The sequence below is a fragment of the Gemmiger formicilis genome (genome assembly GCF_018784445.1).
GTDB lineage: Bacteria > Bacillota > Clostridia > Oscillospirales > Ruminococcaceae > Gemmiger.
This window is the reverse complement of the sequence record NZ_WQOH01000017.1, coordinates 1-15977: the sequence shown is the minus strand read 5'-3', so window position 1 is coordinate 15977 and position 15977 is coordinate 1. Positions and strand designations below refer to the sequence as shown.

Genomic DNA, 15977 nt, shown 5'->3' with positions numbered 1-15977 from the left:
CTGCAGTTCATACCCGGCGAACACCTCGGCCAGGGACGCACAAAGACGCCCGCACAGCGCCTGGTCCAGGGGTTCAGCACTGCGCAGGCAGATAACGACCTGTCTTTTTGTGCGGTAAAGTTCCACGCGGTCAACAAGCACGCTGCCGAACGCCGCGCAGAACTGCTGGTCCGCCATAAACTGCGGCCAGACCTGAGTGACAAATGGTTTCAAGGAAATTTTACCTCACAAGTGGATAGCATATTATAGGAGGCGGCGTCCCCGACGCCCCGCGGGCGGATATGGAATCCGCCCCTACGGAGTTTTGGCTTTCCCCTCGGGGGAAGCTGTCCGCGAAGCGGACTGATGAGGGGCAACGCTGCCTATATTACCCGTAAATGGGTTGTTGCGGGTACGCCGCCCCTCATCCGGCCTTCGGCCACCTTCCCCCAAGGGGGAAGGCTTTTGGGGAGTGTTTACATCTTATGGATCTCGTCCAGCAGCTGGCCGACAATATCGCCCTTCAGCATACGGATCTTCTCGCCGCGGATGAAGAGCAGGGCCTCGTCCTTGCCGCCGGCAATGCCGATATCAGCGTCGGATGCCTCACCGGGGCCGTTGACAACACAGCCCATGATGGCGATTTTCAGCGGCTTTTTAAAGTCCTCGTCCCGCAGGCGCTGCTCGACCTCGTTGGCAATCTCGATCATCGGGTACTGGGTGCGGCCGCAGGTCGGGCAGCTGATGATCTCGGGCCCTGCCACGGCATAGCCCACCGCGCGCAGGATATCATATCCGGCGTAGACCTCGTTCTCGGGTTCGTCGGTCAGACTGACGCGCAGCGTGTCGCCGATGCCCTCCATCAGCAGGCCGCCGATGCCCATGCCGGACTTGATCAGGCCCATGCGGTTGCCGCCTGCCTCGGTCACGCCGACATGCAGGGGGTAATCCGTCTGGCCTGCCAGCAGGCGGTAAGCCGCCATCATGCGGGGCACGTTGCTGGATTTAATCGATATAACGATGTTATCAAAGTCATATTTCTGCAAAAGGCGCACATGGTACATGGCGCTTTCCACCATAGCCTCCGGCACAGGCGCACCGTATTTCGCCAGGATGTGCTTTTCCAGGCTGCCGCCGTTGACGCCGATGCGGATGGGCACGTTCTTGGCGTTGCAGGCGTCGGCCACAGCCTTAACGCGGTCGTCGCCGCCGATGTTGCCGGGGTTGATGCGGATTTTGTCTGCACCCGCGTCCAGGGCGGCCAGCGCAGCGCGGTAGTCAAAGTGGATATCAGCCACGACCGGGATATCCACCTTCTCTTTGATGGCGGCCACGACGGCGGCGTCCGCCGGGGTGGGCACCGTCACGCGGACGATCTGGCAGCCGGCCTTCGCCACGCGCTGGGCCTGGGCCACATTGCCCGCAATATCCTTGACCGGCACATTCAGCATAGTCTGCACGGCAATCGGGTTCGTGCCGCCGATTTTGATATTGCCAATCTTGACTTCCTTTTTCAGTTGACGCTGCATCGTTGTTTCTCCTTTATAAGAATCGTGTAAGGTCCTGCAATGTGACCAGAACCATCAGCCACACCAGGGCCACCATGCCCGCTGTGTTGACAAAGCCCTGCACGCTGTCCGGCACAGGATGGCCGGTCAGCCCCTCCCACGCGAGGAAGAGCAGCTTGCAGCCGTCCAGCGCCGGGATGGGGAGCAGGTTGAAAATGCCGACATTGATGGTCAGCAGCGCCATCAGGGACAGCACATCCCGCCAGCCATAGCGCACAGCCTGGCTGACCGCTGACACCGTACCGATGGGGCCGGACAGTTCCTCCATGCCTGCCTGGCCGGTGAACAGTTGCCAGAAGCCGCCCAGGATGGCCCCGCTGTAATAGCGGAACATCTCCCCGGTGACGACGGCGACGCTGTGTACGCTGAGTTTCTGCGCTGCCACGCGGAAATCCGTGCCATAGCTGACGCTGCCGTCCTCGTTCAGCGTGGGGCCGACTGTGACGGCGGGCAGGGTCACGACCTCGCCGTCGCGCAGGACTTTCATCGTGTGGGTCTTTTCGGTGCCGTCAAAGACATCGGCCAGTGTGTAGATGGTCCAGCAGGGCTTGCCGTCCACCTGTAAAATCGTATCGCCGGTCTGTAAAGTCGCGGCACTCTTGGCACCGTCGCTGAAATCGGCGATCGTCGTGCTGCCGAGCCTGCCCTGCGAGAGGACGAGCACGAGCAGCACCACAACGCCGAGGACAAAGTTCATCAATGCGCCGCAGAGCGTGACAAAAAAGCGCTGTCCGGCGGTGGCATCCTCAAACTTCTGGCCGCTGACTGCCAGCGGAAAAAGCGCCGTTTTGCGGGGCGGTTTCGGGGGTATCTCCCCTTCCTCGGCCTCATCGTCATCTTCCGGCGGCGGGGTGCTGAACAGGTTATAGCCGCCCAGCGGCAGCAGACGGATGGAATAGGTCGTTCCGTTTTTCGTTTTGGACCACAGGCGCGGGCCAAAGCCGATGGAGAATTCCTCGACATGGATGCCGCAGTGGCGCGCGGCCATAAAGTGGCCGAGTTCGTGCACCAGAACAACGCCGCCGAACACGAGCAGCGATGCCAGCCCGGTCAGCAATGCAGTCATAGGCACCTCACAAGTAAAGTATTGGACATAGAGTCGTAGGGGCCGGGCATGCCCGGCCCGCGCGTGTATGGCAGGCAGGAGTCTGCCGGAAAGCTGAGGGACGCACATGTGCGGCCCCTACCGGGCAGTTCCAATCAGATATGTGCTTCCACATAGGCTCTCGCCATGCGGTCGCACTCGTGGACGTCGGCGAGAGTGTAGTCACCGCCGAAGGTGTCGCTGTCTACGATGCCCTCGACCAGACGGCCGATATCAAGGAAGCCGATCTCATCCCGCAGGAAATGCGCAACGGCGGCTTCGTTTGCGCCGTTGGCAGCGCAGGGGGCCAAGCCGCCCTTGCGGATGGCCTTCTTGCAGGCTTTCAGGCAGCGGAACGTCTCGTCGTCCGCCGTGCCGATGCTCAGATGTGTCAGCGCAGCAAAGTCCAGTTCGGGCACCGGGCTGGGCAGGCGCTCGGGCCAGGTCAGTGCGTACTGGATGGGAATGCGCATATCCGGCACGCCCAGCTGTGCAATGACCGAGTGGTCGGCAAACTGCACGGCCGAATGGATGATGCTCTCCCGCTGGACGACAATTTGAATTTTATCTTCGGGCAGGCCGAACAACCAGGCGGCCTCGATCAGTTCCAGGCCCTTGTTCATCAGGGTGGCAGAGTCGATGGTAATTTTTGCCCCCATGTTCCAGTTCGGGTGCTTGAGGGCATCGGCCTTGGTCTTGCCGCGCAGTTCTTCGGTCGTCATGCCGTAGAAGGGGCCGCCGGAGGCCGTCAGCAGAATTTTTTCCAGCGTTTTGGCGCTGTGCTGATCCTGTAAGCACTGGAAAATCGCGCTGTGCTCGCTGTCCACGGGCAGCAGGTGTACGCCGTTTTTCCTGACAGCGTCGGTGACGAGGTGGCCGCCGGTGACAAGGCTCTCCTTGTTCGCCAGCGCCAGGTCGTGGCCGCTCTCGATGGCGGCCAGCGAGGCATCCAGGCCCGCAATGCCGACGACGGCATTCAGCACGGTGCCCGCGCCGTCCATCGTTGCCAGCTCCCGCAGGCCGTCCGCACCTTTCAGCAGCTTCGGTGCGTTTGCCTGCCCTGCCAGCGCGGCGGACAGCTTTTCAAAGGCTGCCGGGTCGGTGACGGCAACGTACTTCGGGTGGAACTCGGCAATCTGGGCCAGCAGCTTGTCAACGCTGGAATTGGCCGACAGGCCGAACACCTCATAGCCGTGCATACGGCAGACGTCCAGACTCTGGGTGCCGATGGATCCGGTGGAACCCAGCAGGGTGATAACTTTACTCATTTTGTATTCCCTCACAACAGATAGAAGAAATAGCGTACCGCGATGCAGACGAACGGCGCAATGAACATGACGCTGTCAAAGCGGTCCAGAATGCCGCCGTGCCCCGGGAAAATCGTACCGTAGTCCTTGATGCCGACCTGGCGCTTGACCGACGAGGCGAACAAATCGCCCAGGATGCCCAGCACCGACGCCACCGCGCCCATGCCCAGCAGCACCAGATAGTGGCGCGGCTGTACCTGGATGCTGAGGACGTTGTGTCTGGCGGACAGCAGCGAGTAGACCAGCGTCAGCACACAGCCGGCGGCCATGCTGCCCAGCACGCCGCCCACTGCGCCCTCTACGGTCTTGTGGGGGCTGACGATGGGGGCCAGCTTGTGCTTGCCGAAAGCGCGGCCCGCGAAATACGCGGCCGTATCCCCGCCCCAGGCGAAGCACAGGATCAACAGGATAAAGTAGATGGCGTCATAGCGGTACTGGTCAAAAGGCAGCATCCGCTTTAAGTGGATGAGCGAGTAGAAACAGAACGTAATAACGCCCGAAAAGTAGACAAATCCCGTCAGCTTGCCGAAATCCAGCGTTTTGACATGGGCGATCTGGCAGACGTTGTAAAACAGCACCGTCAAAAATGCGGCGGGCAGCAGCAGGCTGCGCACCATCTGCGAGGTGCTGAGCATGACTAGCAGGGTCAGCGGCACAGCGGCAGCGTAGAGATACCACTGCTTTTTGCCAAAGCCCATGGCGGAAAAAACCTCATGAATGGCAATCAAGCAGATGGCACTGAGTACCAGATCAAACAAAAACGTGTCAAAAAAGCCCAGAACGACAGCCAGGACACCCAGGCCGACAACGGCGGTGATGATGCGGGTCTTCATAAACGGTGGTTCCCTTTCGCGGAATAGATTTTATTGCAATAACAGCCTATGCGGGCATATCCGCAGATATCCCCGCACAGGCTATCGCTCATGAAGGCATCAGACCTCCATGATCTCCTTGTTCTTGTCGGTGCAAGTATCGTCGATGAGCTTGACGTACTTGTCGGTCAGCTTCTGGGTCTCGTCTTCCAGCTTCTTCTGGTCGTCCTCGGTGATCTCGCCGGCCTTCTTCATAGCCTTGAACTTATCCATGGCGTCACGGCGGATGTTGCGCACGGCGGTCTTGGCTTCCTCGCCCTGCTTCTTGACGTCCTTGGTCAGCTGCTTGCGGCGTTCCTCGGTCGGGGCCGGGAACACCAGGCGGATAACCTGGCCGTCATCGATGGGGTTGATGCCGATATCGCTGGTCTGGATGGCCTTGGAGATGGGCTTGAGCATCGAGCGGTCCCAGGGGGAGATGGTCAGGATGCGGGCCTCGGCCACGGCGACGGCGGCAATCTGCTGAATGGGCGTGGGGCTGCCGTAGTAGTCCACGGTGACTTTGTCCAGAATGGCGGGGTTGGCGCGGCCTGCGCGGATGGAGGCCAGCTCATGGACAAGGTGGTTGACGCTGGCGTTCATTTTTTCTTCAAAGGGTTTCGTCGTGCTGCTCATAGGTGATTCTCCTTATTTTTAAAGTAGTATAGGGGGAAAATATGAAATTTTCAATTTCGGGTCTTACTCTTTGACCAGGGTGCCGACCATCTCGCCCTCGCAGGCTTTGGCAATGTTCTCGGGCTTGCCAAGGTCGAACACGAGGATGGGCAGGCCGTTGTCACGGCAGAGGGTGGCAGCGGTGGAGTCCATGACAGCCAGGCGCTCATCCAACACACGGGTAAAGGTCAGCGTGTCGTAGCGCACGGCGTCGGCATATTTGTGAGGGTCTTTGTCGTAGACGCCGTCCACCATCGTGGCCTTGAACATGGCGTCGGCGCTGATTTCCAGTGCGCGCAGGGCGCTGGCGGTATCGGTGGAGAAGATTGGGTTGCCGGTGCCGCCGCCGAAAACGACGATCTTGCCGCTTTCCAGCGCGGCGATGGCCTTGTCGCTGGTGAAGCACTCGGCCACCTGGGGCATAAAGGAGCTGGTCATAACGACAGCGTCCGCACCCTGCTGGTGCAGGGCGTCCTTGACGGCCAGTGCGTTCATAACGGTGGCCAGCATACCGATCTTGTCGGCGTCCATGCGGTCCATTTTGCCGCTGGAACGGCCGCGCCAGAAGTTGCCGCCGCCCACCACAATGGCGATTTGGGTGCCCAAGTCGTGCGCGGCCTTGATGCCCGCGCAGATGGAGGCGATGGTTTCCTCATCAAAGCCGGTTCCCTTGGGGCCGGAGAGTGCCTCGCCGCTGACTTTCAGAAGAATACGTTTATACTGAATTGCCATAAAAAACACCACCTGTAAGTATTTTGGCGGTCTACCCTGCCGTGCAGGCATAGTAAACCATTCTTTTTGTAGTACATTTTACAATAAATCCGGGATAAAGTAAAGCGGTGGAGGAAAAAAAGAGGCCGCCCAAGCTGGACGGCCTGAAACTTTGTTGTGTTGTAGGGGCCGGACATACCCGGCCCGGGCGCATACGGCAGGCATTTCCTACTGGGCGGCTATAATTTTCAGTTCTCTTCGCAGCACCAGCCGCCGGGTCTGCTGCTCGGCGCGGCGCTCCATCGGGGATTCCAGCGTCAGGCCGTCCAGCGGCGGCGCAGCGGGCAGGGTGAAGCAGAGTTCCGTGCCAGGCCCCTCCCCCACGGCCAGACCCCAGCCCATGGCCCGGGCATAGGCGGCAATCAGCGGCAGGCCCAGCCCGCCCGCATGGAGCAGACGGTCGCTCCACTGTCCGTCGGTCAGCAGCGCTTTTGCGTCGGGCGGCAGACCGTGGCCGTTATCGCGGTAGCAGAACTGTCCCGACGCACAGACCAGCGTGATGGCGGCAGCCCGGTCAGCAGCCAGTGTGTTGGAGACAAGGTTCGTCAGCAGACCGTTGAGCAGCGACGCATCCCCCAGCGTGGGAAGCACATCCAGCCCCGCGGCCTGCAATTCTATCGTGAAGGGCAGCGCGTATTGCGCGGCTTCCTCCCGCAAAATTTCGCAGATTTCCCGCAGCTGACCCAGCAGGTCGATGGGCCGCGGCTCACAGGTGCCATGCAGCAATGCCGCCGTGGCCGCGTCCGATGCCTGGTCGCCCAGGCGGCGCAGGCAGAGCAGCTGCGTCTGCAATTCTTCCAGCAGCGGCGTCAGCTCGGCGCGTTCCGCCGGGGTAGCCGTGTGATCCAGACGGTCCTGCAGGACCTCAAAGGCATTCTCCATGCAGTCGAACGAACGGCGGAACCGCCCGCGCAGCCCGCCCCGCAGCGCCAGCAGTGCCGCGTTTTCCTCCTGATGAACCATGGTGGACACCTTCTTTATTTCATTTCAGTTTCAGGGTGCGGTGCCGAGCCGCACGGCACCGACCGCAGGGGCGTATCCCATATCCGCCCGCACCTTATAAGTACTGTTCCGTCTTATCCCGCAAATCTTTCAGCAGCCCTTTGAACAGCTGCCCATTGGAGAGTACACCGTCCGCCGGGCGGCCGCTGCGCAGGCATAACGTCCGGTAAGGTTCTTCGCCCCGCTTTGCCATGGCTGCCGACATACGATTCAGCGCCGAAGTCACGGTGCCGATCTCGATGCCTTCCTCCGCAGCCACGTATTGCTGCAGGCTGCCGATCTGCTGCGGTTTGTCCGCGTACAGGGCGTACAGCAGCATCCGCTCGGCATAGCGGTAGCCGCTCAGCGTTTCGGGCGCGCCGTAGGCATCCAGCACATCGTCGCAGCACTGGCGCAGGTAGTACAGCTGGTGCTCATCCTCGTTCGTGCCCATGCGGTAGACCTCATCAAAGAGATTTTTCATGCCGTAAGGGCGCAGCATGATCTGGTACTGGGAGAACAGCCGCAATGCCTTGCGGGCGGCGGTTTCCTCCGGCACAGGAACCAGCACCAGAACCGCTGGTTCCGGGTCAAGCTGCATCGTGCCGATTTCCTGCAAGACCTCGGTCACGCCGGGCTTGGTCAGCAGCGCGTCCAGCACCAATACGTTGGGGCGCAGCCCGCCGTGCAGCAGTTCCAGCACCTCCTGCCCGGTGGCCGCAATGGCCGCCGCGCGGACTTCATCGCTGTGGGTCTTGGCAAACAGGCTCATCGTATCCCGGTCCAGCCGGGAGCTAAAGGCGAACAGCGCCACCACAGCAGAGGTTTTGGGCAGGTTCGGGGTCTTGCGCGTTTTTCCGCCGGCCGTCTGCGGCCGTTCATGCAACAGTACCGCCATCAGCCCACCGCCGATCCGCAGAGGTCGTACAGGACAGCGGGCACCTGCGCGGGTTCCACCGCATTTTCATACAGAAAACGTGTGAGCATCCCGACGCGTTCCTCCCCTGTATCACACACCATGCACTCCACCGCCGGGGCTGTGTCCCGCTGGGCACGGATGCAGTAGGCATCGGCTTCGCGCAGCAGCGTGTAGGTCACTGTCCCGGCATCTTGCAGGTCTGCCAGCGCGGACAGTTCCCGTCGGTAGCTTGCAATCAGTTTGGCTGGCATAAAGGCTCCCCCTCACATACTTTCGCAGCGTAAACTGCGATGGTTTTATTACCCTACTATAATTCAACCGATGTGCGGGATTCAATCCACACTGCGTATACGTTTTTATACGACAAGTGCAAGATTTGTAGTATTATAGCATTTTATATAGAGATGTGCAAGATAGATACGAAAGTGGTGCTATGACAATATAAAATCGTATGTTACAGGATATGTCCGCCTTCGCACAACAAAATTTGTGTTTCACCCTTGACATTTCCCACAAAAAGGGGTAAACTAATTTAGTCAAATGACGTGGGCCCGTAGCTCAGCTGGGAGAGCGTTCGGTTCGCATCCGAGAGGTCAAGGGTTCGAATCCCTCCGGGTCCACCATAAATCCTCACCGTGTTGTGGTGGGGATTTTTATTTTTACCATAAGATTGCACAAATTTTTAAAGACCGCTTTGCACAAGATTTACAAAACCGGCAGTAGGCAAAATGCCTGCTGCCGGTTTTGTGTATTGACTTTTGGGGAATAAATAGTTATAATTAGAACCGTTCCAAATTGAAGCATTGCAAAGGAGGTTCTGCGCTTGGTCCCGATTTTATCCTACGCGCAGCACTACAAAAAGTACTATACTGTGCAGTTTGAGGGCGCGGCGGCCGCGTATGGGCTGAATCAGCTAGAAATCGACATTCTGCTGTTCCTGCACAATAACCCGGAGCTTTGCACGGCCAGTGACATCTGCCGCTACCGTGCGCTGGCAAAGTCCAATGTGTCTGCGGCGGTGGAGCGGCTGCGCAGCCGCGGGGTGCTGACCGTCTCCCCTGCACCGGGCAACCGCCGCCAGCGGCTGCTGGGCTTTACCGACGAAGGCTGCACGATGGCTGCGGCGCTGGCCGAGATCCAACGCCGCAGCATCGAGCCGCTGTTTGCGGGCTTCACGCTCGAGGAACAGCAGGCCTTGCAGGACTATCTGCGCCGCATGGATGCCAACATCCTGCGCTGTTTACAAAAGGAGTAATCGTATGACATACATTATCAAGTTTATCGTCTGCTTTGCGGCAGGCATCGGCGCGGGGCTGGGCACCGGCTTCGCGGGCATGAGTGCTGCGGCGGTCATCTCCCCCATGCTCATCACGTTTTTGGGCATGGACCCCTACATGGCCGTGGGCATCGCGCTGGCAAGCGACGTGCTGGCAAGCGCGATCTCGGCCTACACCTACGGCAAAAACGGAAACCTGGACATTAAAAACGGTGCCGTCATGATGGCGGCGGTACTCTGCTTCACGCTGGTGGGCAGCTATGTAGCCAGCCTGGTGCCCGGCACGACGATGGGCGGGTTCTCGACCTTCATGACCTTCTTGCTGGGCGTCAAGTTCATTGTGCGGCCGGTCATGACGACGAAAAACGCCATGAACGCTGTCAGTGCCCAAAAGCGGTTCGTGCAGTCGCTGCTCTGCGGCGCGGGCGTGGGCTTTATCTGCGGATTCGTCGGCGCGGGCGGCGGTATGATGATGCTGCTGCTCCTGACGTCGGTGCTGGGCTATGAACTGAAAACCGCCGTCGGTACGAGCGTTTTTATCATGGCATTCACAGCGTTCACCGGCTCGGTCAGCCACTTTGCCATCGGTGGCGCACCCGATCTGTTCTGTCTTGTCTGCTGCGTTCTCAGCACGCTGCTGTGGGCTCGCATCGCCGCAAAGTTCGCCAACAAGGCCGAGCCTGCCACCCTGAACCGCGCCACCGGCGTGGTGCTGGTGATTCTGGGCGCAGTGATTATGGCGGTGAATTATCTGTAAGATTGCCTTTGTCCCATAAAGCACAAAAATCCATCTCAAGCTTCTCGCTTGGGATGGATTTTTCTTTCCTGTTATTTTTGTAGCAACAGTACCCGCAGGGTGAACCACTCGTTCTCCCAATGCAGGGTCAAGGTGCCGCCATGGTTTTCGGCGGCGGCGCGCACGCTCTTTAAATCGTACCCACCATGGGCGCTGCGTTTGGGCAGACCGTCGACGGCCAGCTCTACCGGGCTGGCGCAATAGTTTTCAAACCGCAGCATCACAAAACCGTTCTGTGCATAAATTGCCACGCGGATGAGCCGTTTTTCCGGGTCAGGCTCGGCGGAAACGCTCTCGGTGGCGTTATCCAGCGCCGTTCCGACGATCGTGCATATTTCCCCTGTCGAGAGGAAATCCAACAGCTTGCCGTCGGCTACGCAGGTCATATTGATGCCGTGTTGCTGGCAGTACAGGCTTTTCGCGGTCAGCAGCGTGTCCAAAACCGGGTTGCCGGTCTTGTTCTCGGCCTCATACTTGCGGATGCCGCTCTCCATCTCGGCCAGGGCCGCGTCCTGTTTGGCCTGATCGCACTCGGCACGGATGGCCGCAATCTGCATTTTCAGTTCGTGGTAGCGCCGGTTGATAAGGCGGATGTTTTCTTTGCTCTGTTTGTACTGCTCGTACTGGCGGCGCAGGACATTGTCCATAGCGGTCAGCTCGCTGTGCAGGGCATTCTCCCGCAGCTGCTCATGCTGGACGCTCAAAATCAGCACGCCTGCAAAGTCCACCAGCGTGCGGATGTAGAAAACGCTCATCGTCGCCTCGCCATTGGAGACAAAACTCAGATTGCTGACTGCAAAGACCGTGACCGCCATGACCACCGCCATCAGCATGGCTGCCGTGGTGATGGTCAGCCGGGCCGCCGTAGCTCGGCGCTGTTCAAACAGATACAAAAATCCATATAGTGCCGCATAGACCACCGCCAGCAGCACCAGCGAGAGCGGCTTGCCCGCCCCCTGCTGCGGCCACAAAACGCAATGCAGCTGCCATTCCACGCTGGCGGCCAGCTCGGCCAAAATGAACGCTCGGGCACAGCTGTACCCGGCTTCCAGCAGGTTCATGGCCCGCGTGCCCCACAAGTAGAGATAAATCCACCCGATGGCCGCCGTCATGCAGGGTATCCACCACACCAGCGGCACGTCGCCGGTCAGCTGCAAAAAGACAGCCAGCAGCCCCGCCCAAACGACGGTAATGCTCCAGCAGAGACGTTTGTCCATGCGCGGTGGCATGGCCTGGGCATACAAAACCGCCGCCAGCACCTCTGCCAAGGCCGTGTACAGGCGCGGGATATCCGGCAGTGTCGTCATGCGCCGTTCTCTCCGATGTAATCGGCCAGCGCTTCCAAAAACGCCTTGCGCCGAGGGCGGCTGACCTGCAGCTGGTGCGGGCCGACCTGCACGGTGTTCATCTGCACGCTGGAAACATACGCCAAATTGACCAGATAGCCGCTGTTGCAGCGGGCAAAGCCATGGGGTTCCAGCTTTTCCTCCCAGGCTTTCAGTGCGCCGGGAGCGGAGAAATCACCGTCCTCGGTGTAAAAATGGATGCGGTGGCCCTCGCTCTCGATGTAATAGACCGATGCTTCATCCAGCCGCCGCATACCACCGTCCACCGGCACGGCCAGATACCGCCGCGCCCGCCGGGCCAGCTGGCCAGCGGCCTTTTGCAGTTGCTGCGAGAAGGCAAAATACGGCACCGGCTTCAGCACGTAATCCAGTGCGCCGACGGCGTACCCCTTGATGGCGTACTGGGCCATGTTCGTAATGAAGATGAGCAGCACGTCACTGTCCAATGCGCGGATGCGGCTGGCGGTCTCCATGCCGTCGAGGTGCTGCATCTCCACATCCAAGAAAATAATGTCGTAGACAGGCCGATATTCTTCCAGAATTTCCACACCGTCGGTGAACATCGTCACCTCGATCTGGGCGTCGTACTGGCGCATATAGCGCTGCACATAGCCCATCAGCTGGTCACGGACAGCGGCCTCATCCTCTACGATGGCGACGCGGATCATTGCAGTTCGGTATCGCAGCGATCCAGCACAGCGGCGATGACCTGATCCATGTCGTAGTATTTGTACTCACCCAAACGGCCGCCGAAGATGACCTTCGGCTCAGCGTCGGCCAGCTTCTTGTACTCGGCATAGAGTGCGCCGTTCTTGGCGTCGTTGACCGGATAGTACGGCTCGTCGCCGGGCTTCCACTCACTGCTGTACTCGCGGCTGATGATGGTCTTGGGCAGGTCGTTTCCGTTCTCGTCCTTGCCGAACTCGAACCACTTGTGCTCGATGATGCGGGTCCACGGTGTCTCGCGGTCAGTGTAGTTGACGGCGGCATTGCCCTGGAAACTGGGCTTGTCCAGCAGCTCGTTCTCGAAGCGGACCGAGCGGTACTCCAGCGTGCCGAGCTCGTAGCCAAAGTAGGCGTCGATAGGGCCGGTGTAGACGATTTTGTCCGCCAGTGCATCCAGTTCCGCCTTGTTCTCGAGGTAATCGGTGTTCAGGCGAACCTCAATGCCATCGAGCAGGTTGGCAATCATCTTGGTGTAGCCGCCGATGGGAATGCCCTGGTACAGGGCATTGAAATAGTTGTTGTCGAAAGTCAGGCGCACCGGCAGGCGCTTGATGATGAAGGCCGGCAGGTCCTTACAGTCGCGGCCCCATTGCTTCTCGGTGTAGCCCTTGATGAGCTTTTCGTAGATGTCGCGGCCCACCAGGGAGATCGCCTGCTCCTCGAGGTTCTGCGGCTCGTGGGTGATCTCCTTGCGCTGCTCCTCGATTTTTGCAGCGGCCTCCTCCGGGGTCACAACGCCCCACATCTTATTGAAGGTATACATATTGAAGGGCAGCGAGTACAGCTCACCCTTGTAGTTGGCCACCGGCGAGTTCGTGAAGCGGTTGAACTCAGCGAATTTTGTGATGTAGTTCCATACTTTTTTGTTGTTGGTATGGAAAATATGGGCACCGTACTTGTGGACGTTGATACCCTCGATGTTTTCGGTGTAGATGTTGCCCGCAATGTTCGAGCGCTTGTCCACGACGAGAACGCTCTTGCCATGGGCTTTGGCTTCGTGGGCAAAAATGGCACCGTACAGGCCGGAGCCGACTACGAGATAATCATACATAACTTTTTCTCCCTTAATCGCGGCGGAAAAGGTCGCGGGTGTAAACTTTTTCTTTTACATCGTCCAGGCAGGCGTCATAGCGGTTGGCAATGATAGCCTGGGACTGCGCCTTGAAGGCATCCAGGTCGTTGACGACCCGCGAGCCGAAGAAGGTCTCACCGTCTTTCAGCGTCGGCTCATAGATGATGACCGTCGCGCCCTTGGCCTTGATGCGCTTCATGACGCCCTGAATAGAACTCTGGCGGAAGTTGTCGGAGTTCGACTTCATCGTCAAGCGGTACACGCCGATTGTGACAGGCTTTTCCTGCGCTTCGTCGTACTCGTTGTCCTCGCCGTAGCCGTAGTAACCCGCCAGCCGCAGCACGCGGTCGGCAATGAAATCCTTGCGGGTGCGGTTGGATTCCACGATGGCCTCAATCAGGTTTTCCGGCACATCGGCGTAGTTCGCCAACAGTTGCTTGGTGTCTTTGGGCAGGCAGTAGCCGCCGTAGCCGAAGCTGGGATTGTTGTAGTGGCTGCCAATGCGCGGATCCAGACAGACGCCGTCGATGATCTGCCGGGTGTCCAGGCCCTTGCTCTCGGCGTAGGTGTCCAGCTCGTTGAAGTAGGCCACACGCAACGCCAGATAGGTGTTGGCAAACAGCTTGACGGCCTCGGCCTCGGTAAAGCCCATGAACAGCGTGTCGATGTTTTCCTTGATGGCACCTTCCTGTAAAAGGCCCGCAAAGGTGTGGGCCGCCTCCACAAGGCGCTCGTCGTTCAGGTCGGTGCCCACGATGATGCGCGAGGGGTACAGGTTGTCGTACAGTGCCTTGGACTCCCGCAGGAATTCCGGGCTGAACAGGATGTTGTCCGTGCCGAATTTTTCCCGCACGCTGGCCGTGTATCCCACCGGGATGGTGGACTTGATGACCATGATGGCATCTGGGTTGTACTGCATGACCAGCTTGATGACGGCCTCCACCGCGGAAGTGTCAAAGTGCTGGGTCTTGCTGTCGTAGTTGGTGGGGGCCGCAATGACGACGAAATCCGCACCGGTGTAGGCATTTTCGGCGTCCAGCGTAGCGGTCAGGTTCAGTGGTTTCTCGGCGAGATATTTTTCAATGTATTCATCCTGGATCGGCGACTTGCGGCGGTTGATGAGGTCCACCTTTTCCGGGATGATATCCACGGCCCAGACCTCGTGGTGTTGCGAAAGAAGGGTCGCAATGGACAGGCCCACATAGCTGGTGCCCGCGACCGCGATTTTCAAGTTTTTGTTCATGGTATCGTTCCTCACGCTTTGCGCGTATTTATGGCATATCTTTTAAAAGTATACCATACTTTGCGCGGAAAGTCCATCTTCAGCAAACAAAAGTCTTTTCTACCAATTTTTGCGGCGATATTTTGTTACTTTTACGCATTGACGTCGAATGCGGTTGGTTTTTATACTTATTTTGTATGGATGTATACTTTACTAGGAAAGCTGTGATTTCTATGCGTACCTCCCCTGCCCGCCGCCGCGGTTTCACGCTGGTGGAACTGATTGTCGTGCTGACGATCCTTGCCGTTCTGGCCGCCCTGCTGATTCCGGCGCTGACCGGGTACATCGACAAAGCCAACGAGGCCAAGGTTTTGGCCGAAGCCCGCACCGTTCTGACGGCAGCGCAGGCCACTGTGTCTGAGGCGTATGCCAAGGAGCAGCTTGTGTCCAGCGACGGCGTTATTTATGATAAACCGGCTGATAAGGCTGCTAATGATATGGCAAAGCAAATATGGGAGCTTTCCGAGCTTGACCCCAACAACAAGAAAATCACCTGGCGTTTTACAGTGGCAGGTCTCAAAAACCCTATTCTGACGCCAGGCGTGATCGATACGTTTGAATACTGCAACGGTGCCTACCGCATCACCTACCATGCCATTGGTACGGATGAATACCCCTCCGGCTGGGACAGCGCGGAGAAGGCGACGGCACTGAAGCGGCCCATCCTTGATGATGGTGGCAAACCTCTCTTGGAGTCCAGTGACTACGACCCGGAGCATTGGCATTAGCGCAATGCAGATTTCTTGCGGCGCACCATATCGAAATAAACCCAATGCATTGATGATAAAAAAGCCTTATTGCTTAAACGATATATATAATCAATATCGTTTAAAACGAAATCATTGGAAAAGCTGCCGCAAATATCATAGCCAATATTTAGCGCGGAATCGTCATTTTCTTCTTATTCTGCGAATTTTATTTTGACAATCTTTCTTCCTTCTGGTATAATCTTGCCTTAGATTGTCGCCTCCAAATCTCAAAGGAGGTGAACGCTTGAGTTTTCAGGAAATAATTTTGCTGCTTACTTTTATTGGCAGCTGCATATATGCCACTGTTTCCATCACACTGAAAGTTCTTGAATTTCTCTCAAAATACAAAATCAGCCGCTGACTTTTGTCTAAGTCAGCGGCTAAAATGCGGCAATCATTAAAAAACAGCCTTACGTTTACCGTAAGGCTGTTTTGTGGTGCACCATCGGGGACTCGAACCCAGGACCCACTGATTAAGAGTCAGTTGCTCTACCAACTGAGCTAATGGTGCTTATAAGAGAAGCCGGCATCTACCTATTTTCACAGGCCGTTTCCAGCCAACTATCTTCGGCACAAGTGAGCTTAACTTCTGTGT

At 58.1% G+C, this 15977-nt stretch carries 16 protein-coding genes and 2 tRNA genes; 4 read left to right on the top strand and 14 right to left on the bottom strand.

Features of this window, described 5'->3' with window-relative positions:
* Positions 1 to 455: 455 nt before the first annotated feature.
* The 9 genes from ispG to GPK89_RS07220 all read right to left on the bottom strand — a co-directional run bounded on the left by ispG (position 456) and on the right by GPK89_RS07220 (position 8386).
* A complete protein-coding gene (gene ispG, locus GPK89_RS07260; protein ID WP_215692221.1) occupies positions 456 to 1508 on the bottom strand; it encodes a flavodoxin-dependent (E)-4-hydroxy-3-methylbut-2-enyl-diphosphate synthase in 1053 nt (350 codons plus the stop codon).
* A 13-nt stretch (positions 1509 to 1521) separates the two neighbouring features.
* A complete protein-coding gene (locus GPK89_RS07255; RefSeq protein ID WP_215692220.1) occupies positions 1522 to 2613 on the bottom strand; it encodes a M50 family metallopeptidase in 1092 nt (363 codons plus the stop codon).
* 134 nt (positions 2614 to 2747) lie between these two features.
* A complete protein-coding gene (gene dxr / locus GPK89_RS07250; RefSeq protein WP_215692219.1) occupies positions 2748 to 3899 on the bottom strand; it encodes a 1-deoxy-D-xylulose-5-phosphate reductoisomerase in 1152 nt (383 codons plus the stop codon).
* Between the two features lie 11 nt (positions 3900 to 3910).
* Positions 3911 to 4771 carry a phosphatidate cytidylyltransferase gene (locus GPK89_RS07245; protein WP_215692218.1) on the bottom strand — a complete coding sequence of 287 codons (861 nt, stop codon included), beginning with the start codon at positions 4769 to 4771 and terminating at the stop codon, positions 3911 to 3913.
* A 99-nt stretch (positions 4772 to 4870) separates the two neighbouring features.
* Positions 4871 to 5425, bottom strand: a complete 555-nt coding sequence (gene frr / locus GPK89_RS07240) for a ribosome recycling factor (protein WP_215692217.1) — start codon at positions 5423 to 5425, stop codon at positions 4871 to 4873.
* Between the two features lie 63 nt (positions 5426 to 5488).
* Entirely contained in the window at positions 5489 to 6196 is a 708-nt protein-coding gene (gene pyrH / locus GPK89_RS07235; protein WP_215692216.1) for a UMP kinase, read from the bottom strand.
* A gap of 207 nt (positions 6197 to 6403) precedes the next feature.
* Positions 6404 to 7198 (bottom strand): sensor histidine kinase, encoded by a 795-nt coding sequence (locus GPK89_RS07230; protein ID WP_215692215.1) that lies wholly within the window; start codon positions 7196 to 7198, stop codon positions 6404 to 6406.
* Between the two features lie 94 nt (positions 7199 to 7292).
* On the bottom strand, positions 7293 to 8114 hold the full coding sequence (locus tag GPK89_RS07225; RefSeq protein ID WP_215692214.1) for a hypothetical protein: 822 nt from the start codon (positions 8112 to 8114) through the stop codon (positions 7293 to 7295).
* Positions 8114 to 8386 (bottom strand): hypothetical protein, encoded by a 273-nt coding sequence (locus GPK89_RS07220; RefSeq protein ID WP_215692213.1) that lies wholly within the window; start codon positions 8384 to 8386, stop codon positions 8114 to 8116. Before GPK89_RS07220 ends, GPK89_RS07225 begins: the two co-directional genes overlap by 1 nt.
* 296 nt (positions 8387 to 8682) lie before the next feature.
* Here GPK89_RS07220 and GPK89_RS07215 point away from each other — a divergent pair.
* The 3 genes from GPK89_RS07215 (at position 8683) to GPK89_RS07205 (ending at position 10168) form a co-directional block, all read left to right on the top strand.
* Positions 8683 to 8758: transfer RNA gene (locus GPK89_RS07215), tRNA-Ala, on the top strand.
* Positions 8759 to 8958: 200 nt separating this feature from the next.
* Entirely contained in the window at positions 8959 to 9390 is a 432-nt protein-coding gene (locus tag GPK89_RS07210; RefSeq protein WP_215692212.1) for a MarR family winged helix-turn-helix transcriptional regulator, read from the top strand.
* Between the two features lie 4 nt (positions 9391 to 9394).
* A complete protein-coding gene (locus GPK89_RS07205; protein WP_215692211.1) occupies positions 9395 to 10168 on the top strand; it encodes a sulfite exporter TauE/SafE family protein in 774 nt (257 codons plus the stop codon).
* Positions 10169 to 10239: 71 nt separating this feature from the next.
* On the opposite strand, the gene GPK89_RS07200 is transcribed toward GPK89_RS07205, so the two are convergent.
* From GPK89_RS07200 to GPK89_RS07185, 4 genes are read right to left on the bottom strand one after another with little or no spacing between them, the layout of a single operon-like run.
* Entirely contained in the window at positions 10240 to 11514 is a 1275-nt protein-coding gene (locus GPK89_RS07200; RefSeq protein ID WP_215692210.1) for an ATP-binding protein, read from the bottom strand.
* A complete protein-coding gene (locus GPK89_RS07195) occupies positions 11511 to 12221 on the bottom strand; it encodes a LytR/AlgR family response regulator transcription factor (RefSeq protein WP_215692209.1) in 711 nt (236 codons plus the stop codon). The genes GPK89_RS07200 and GPK89_RS07195 overlap by 4 nt, the downstream gene beginning before the upstream one ends.
* Positions 12218 to 13330 carry a UDP-galactopyranose mutase gene (glf, locus tag GPK89_RS07190; RefSeq protein ID WP_215692208.1) on the bottom strand — a complete coding sequence of 371 codons (1113 nt, stop codon included), beginning with the start codon at positions 13328 to 13330 and terminating at the stop codon, positions 12218 to 12220. The genes GPK89_RS07195 and glf overlap by 4 nt, the downstream gene beginning before the upstream one ends.
* 13 nt (positions 13331 to 13343) lie before the next feature.
* Entirely contained in the window at positions 13344 to 14582 is a 1239-nt protein-coding gene (locus GPK89_RS07185; protein WP_215692314.1) for a nucleotide sugar dehydrogenase, read from the bottom strand.
* 224 nt (positions 14583 to 14806) lie between these two features.
* Between GPK89_RS07185 and GPK89_RS07180 the strand changes: the two genes are divergently transcribed.
* Positions 14807 to 15361 (top strand): type II secretion system protein, encoded by a 555-nt coding sequence (locus tag GPK89_RS07180; protein ID WP_215692207.1) that lies wholly within the window; start codon positions 14807 to 14809, stop codon positions 15359 to 15361.
* 456 nt (positions 15362 to 15817) lie between these two features.
* On the opposite strand, the gene GPK89_RS07175 is transcribed toward GPK89_RS07180, so the two are convergent.
* A tRNA-Lys gene (locus GPK89_RS07175) sits at positions 15818 to 15893 on the bottom strand.
* Positions 15894 to 15977 lie beyond the last annotated feature (84 nt).

Excerpts from the sequence above, each read along its gene's own strand:
- ispG (WP_215692221.1), bottom strand. The coding sequence starts at position 1,508 with ATGCAGCGTCAACTGAAAAAGGAAGTCAAGATTGGCAATATCAAAATC.
- GPK89_RS07255 (WP_215692220.1), bottom strand. The coding sequence starts at position 2,613 with ATGACTGCATTGCTGACCGGGCTGGCATCGCTGCTCGTGTTCGGCGGC.
- dxr (WP_215692219.1), bottom strand. The coding sequence starts at position 3,899 with ATGAGTAAAGTTATCACCCTGCTGGGTTCCACCGGATCCATCGGCACC.
- GPK89_RS07245 (WP_215692218.1), bottom strand. The coding sequence starts at position 4,771 with ATGAAGACCCGCATCATCACCGCCGTTGTCGGCCTGGGTGTCCTGGCT.
- frr (WP_215692217.1), bottom strand. The coding sequence starts at position 5,425 with ATGAGCAGCACGACGAAACCCTTTGAAGAAAAAATGAACGCCAGCGTC.
- pyrH (WP_215692216.1), bottom strand. The coding sequence starts at position 6,196 with ATGGCAATTCAGTATAAACGTATTCTTCTGAAAGTCAGCGGCGAGGCA.
- GPK89_RS07230 (WP_215692215.1), bottom strand. The coding sequence starts at position 7,198 with ATGGTTCATCAGGAGGAAAACGCGGCACTGCTGGCGCTGCGGGGCGGG.
- GPK89_RS07225 (WP_215692214.1), bottom strand. The coding sequence starts at position 8,114 with ATGGCGGTACTGTTGCATGAACGGCCGCAGACGGCCGGCGGAAAAACG.
- GPK89_RS07220 (WP_215692213.1), bottom strand. The coding sequence starts at position 8,386 with ATGCCAGCCAAACTGATTGCAAGCTACCGACGGGAACTGTCCGCGCTG.
- GPK89_RS07205 (WP_215692211.1), top strand. The coding sequence starts at position 9,395 with ATGACATACATTATCAAGTTTATCGTCTGCTTTGCGGCAGGCATCGGC.
- GPK89_RS07200 (WP_215692210.1), bottom strand. The coding sequence starts at position 11,514 with ATGACGACACTGCCGGATATCCCGCGCCTGTACACGGCCTTGGCAGAG.
- GPK89_RS07195 (WP_215692209.1), bottom strand. The coding sequence starts at position 12,221 with ATGATCCGCGTCGCCATCGTAGAGGATGAGGCCGCTGTCCGTGACCAG.
- glf (WP_215692208.1), bottom strand. The coding sequence starts at position 13,330 with ATGTATGATTATCTCGTAGTCGGCTCCGGCCTGTACGGTGCCATTTTT.
- GPK89_RS07180 (WP_215692207.1), top strand. The coding sequence starts at position 14,807 with ATGCGTACCTCCCCTGCCCGCCGCCGCGGTTTCACGCTGGTGGAACTG.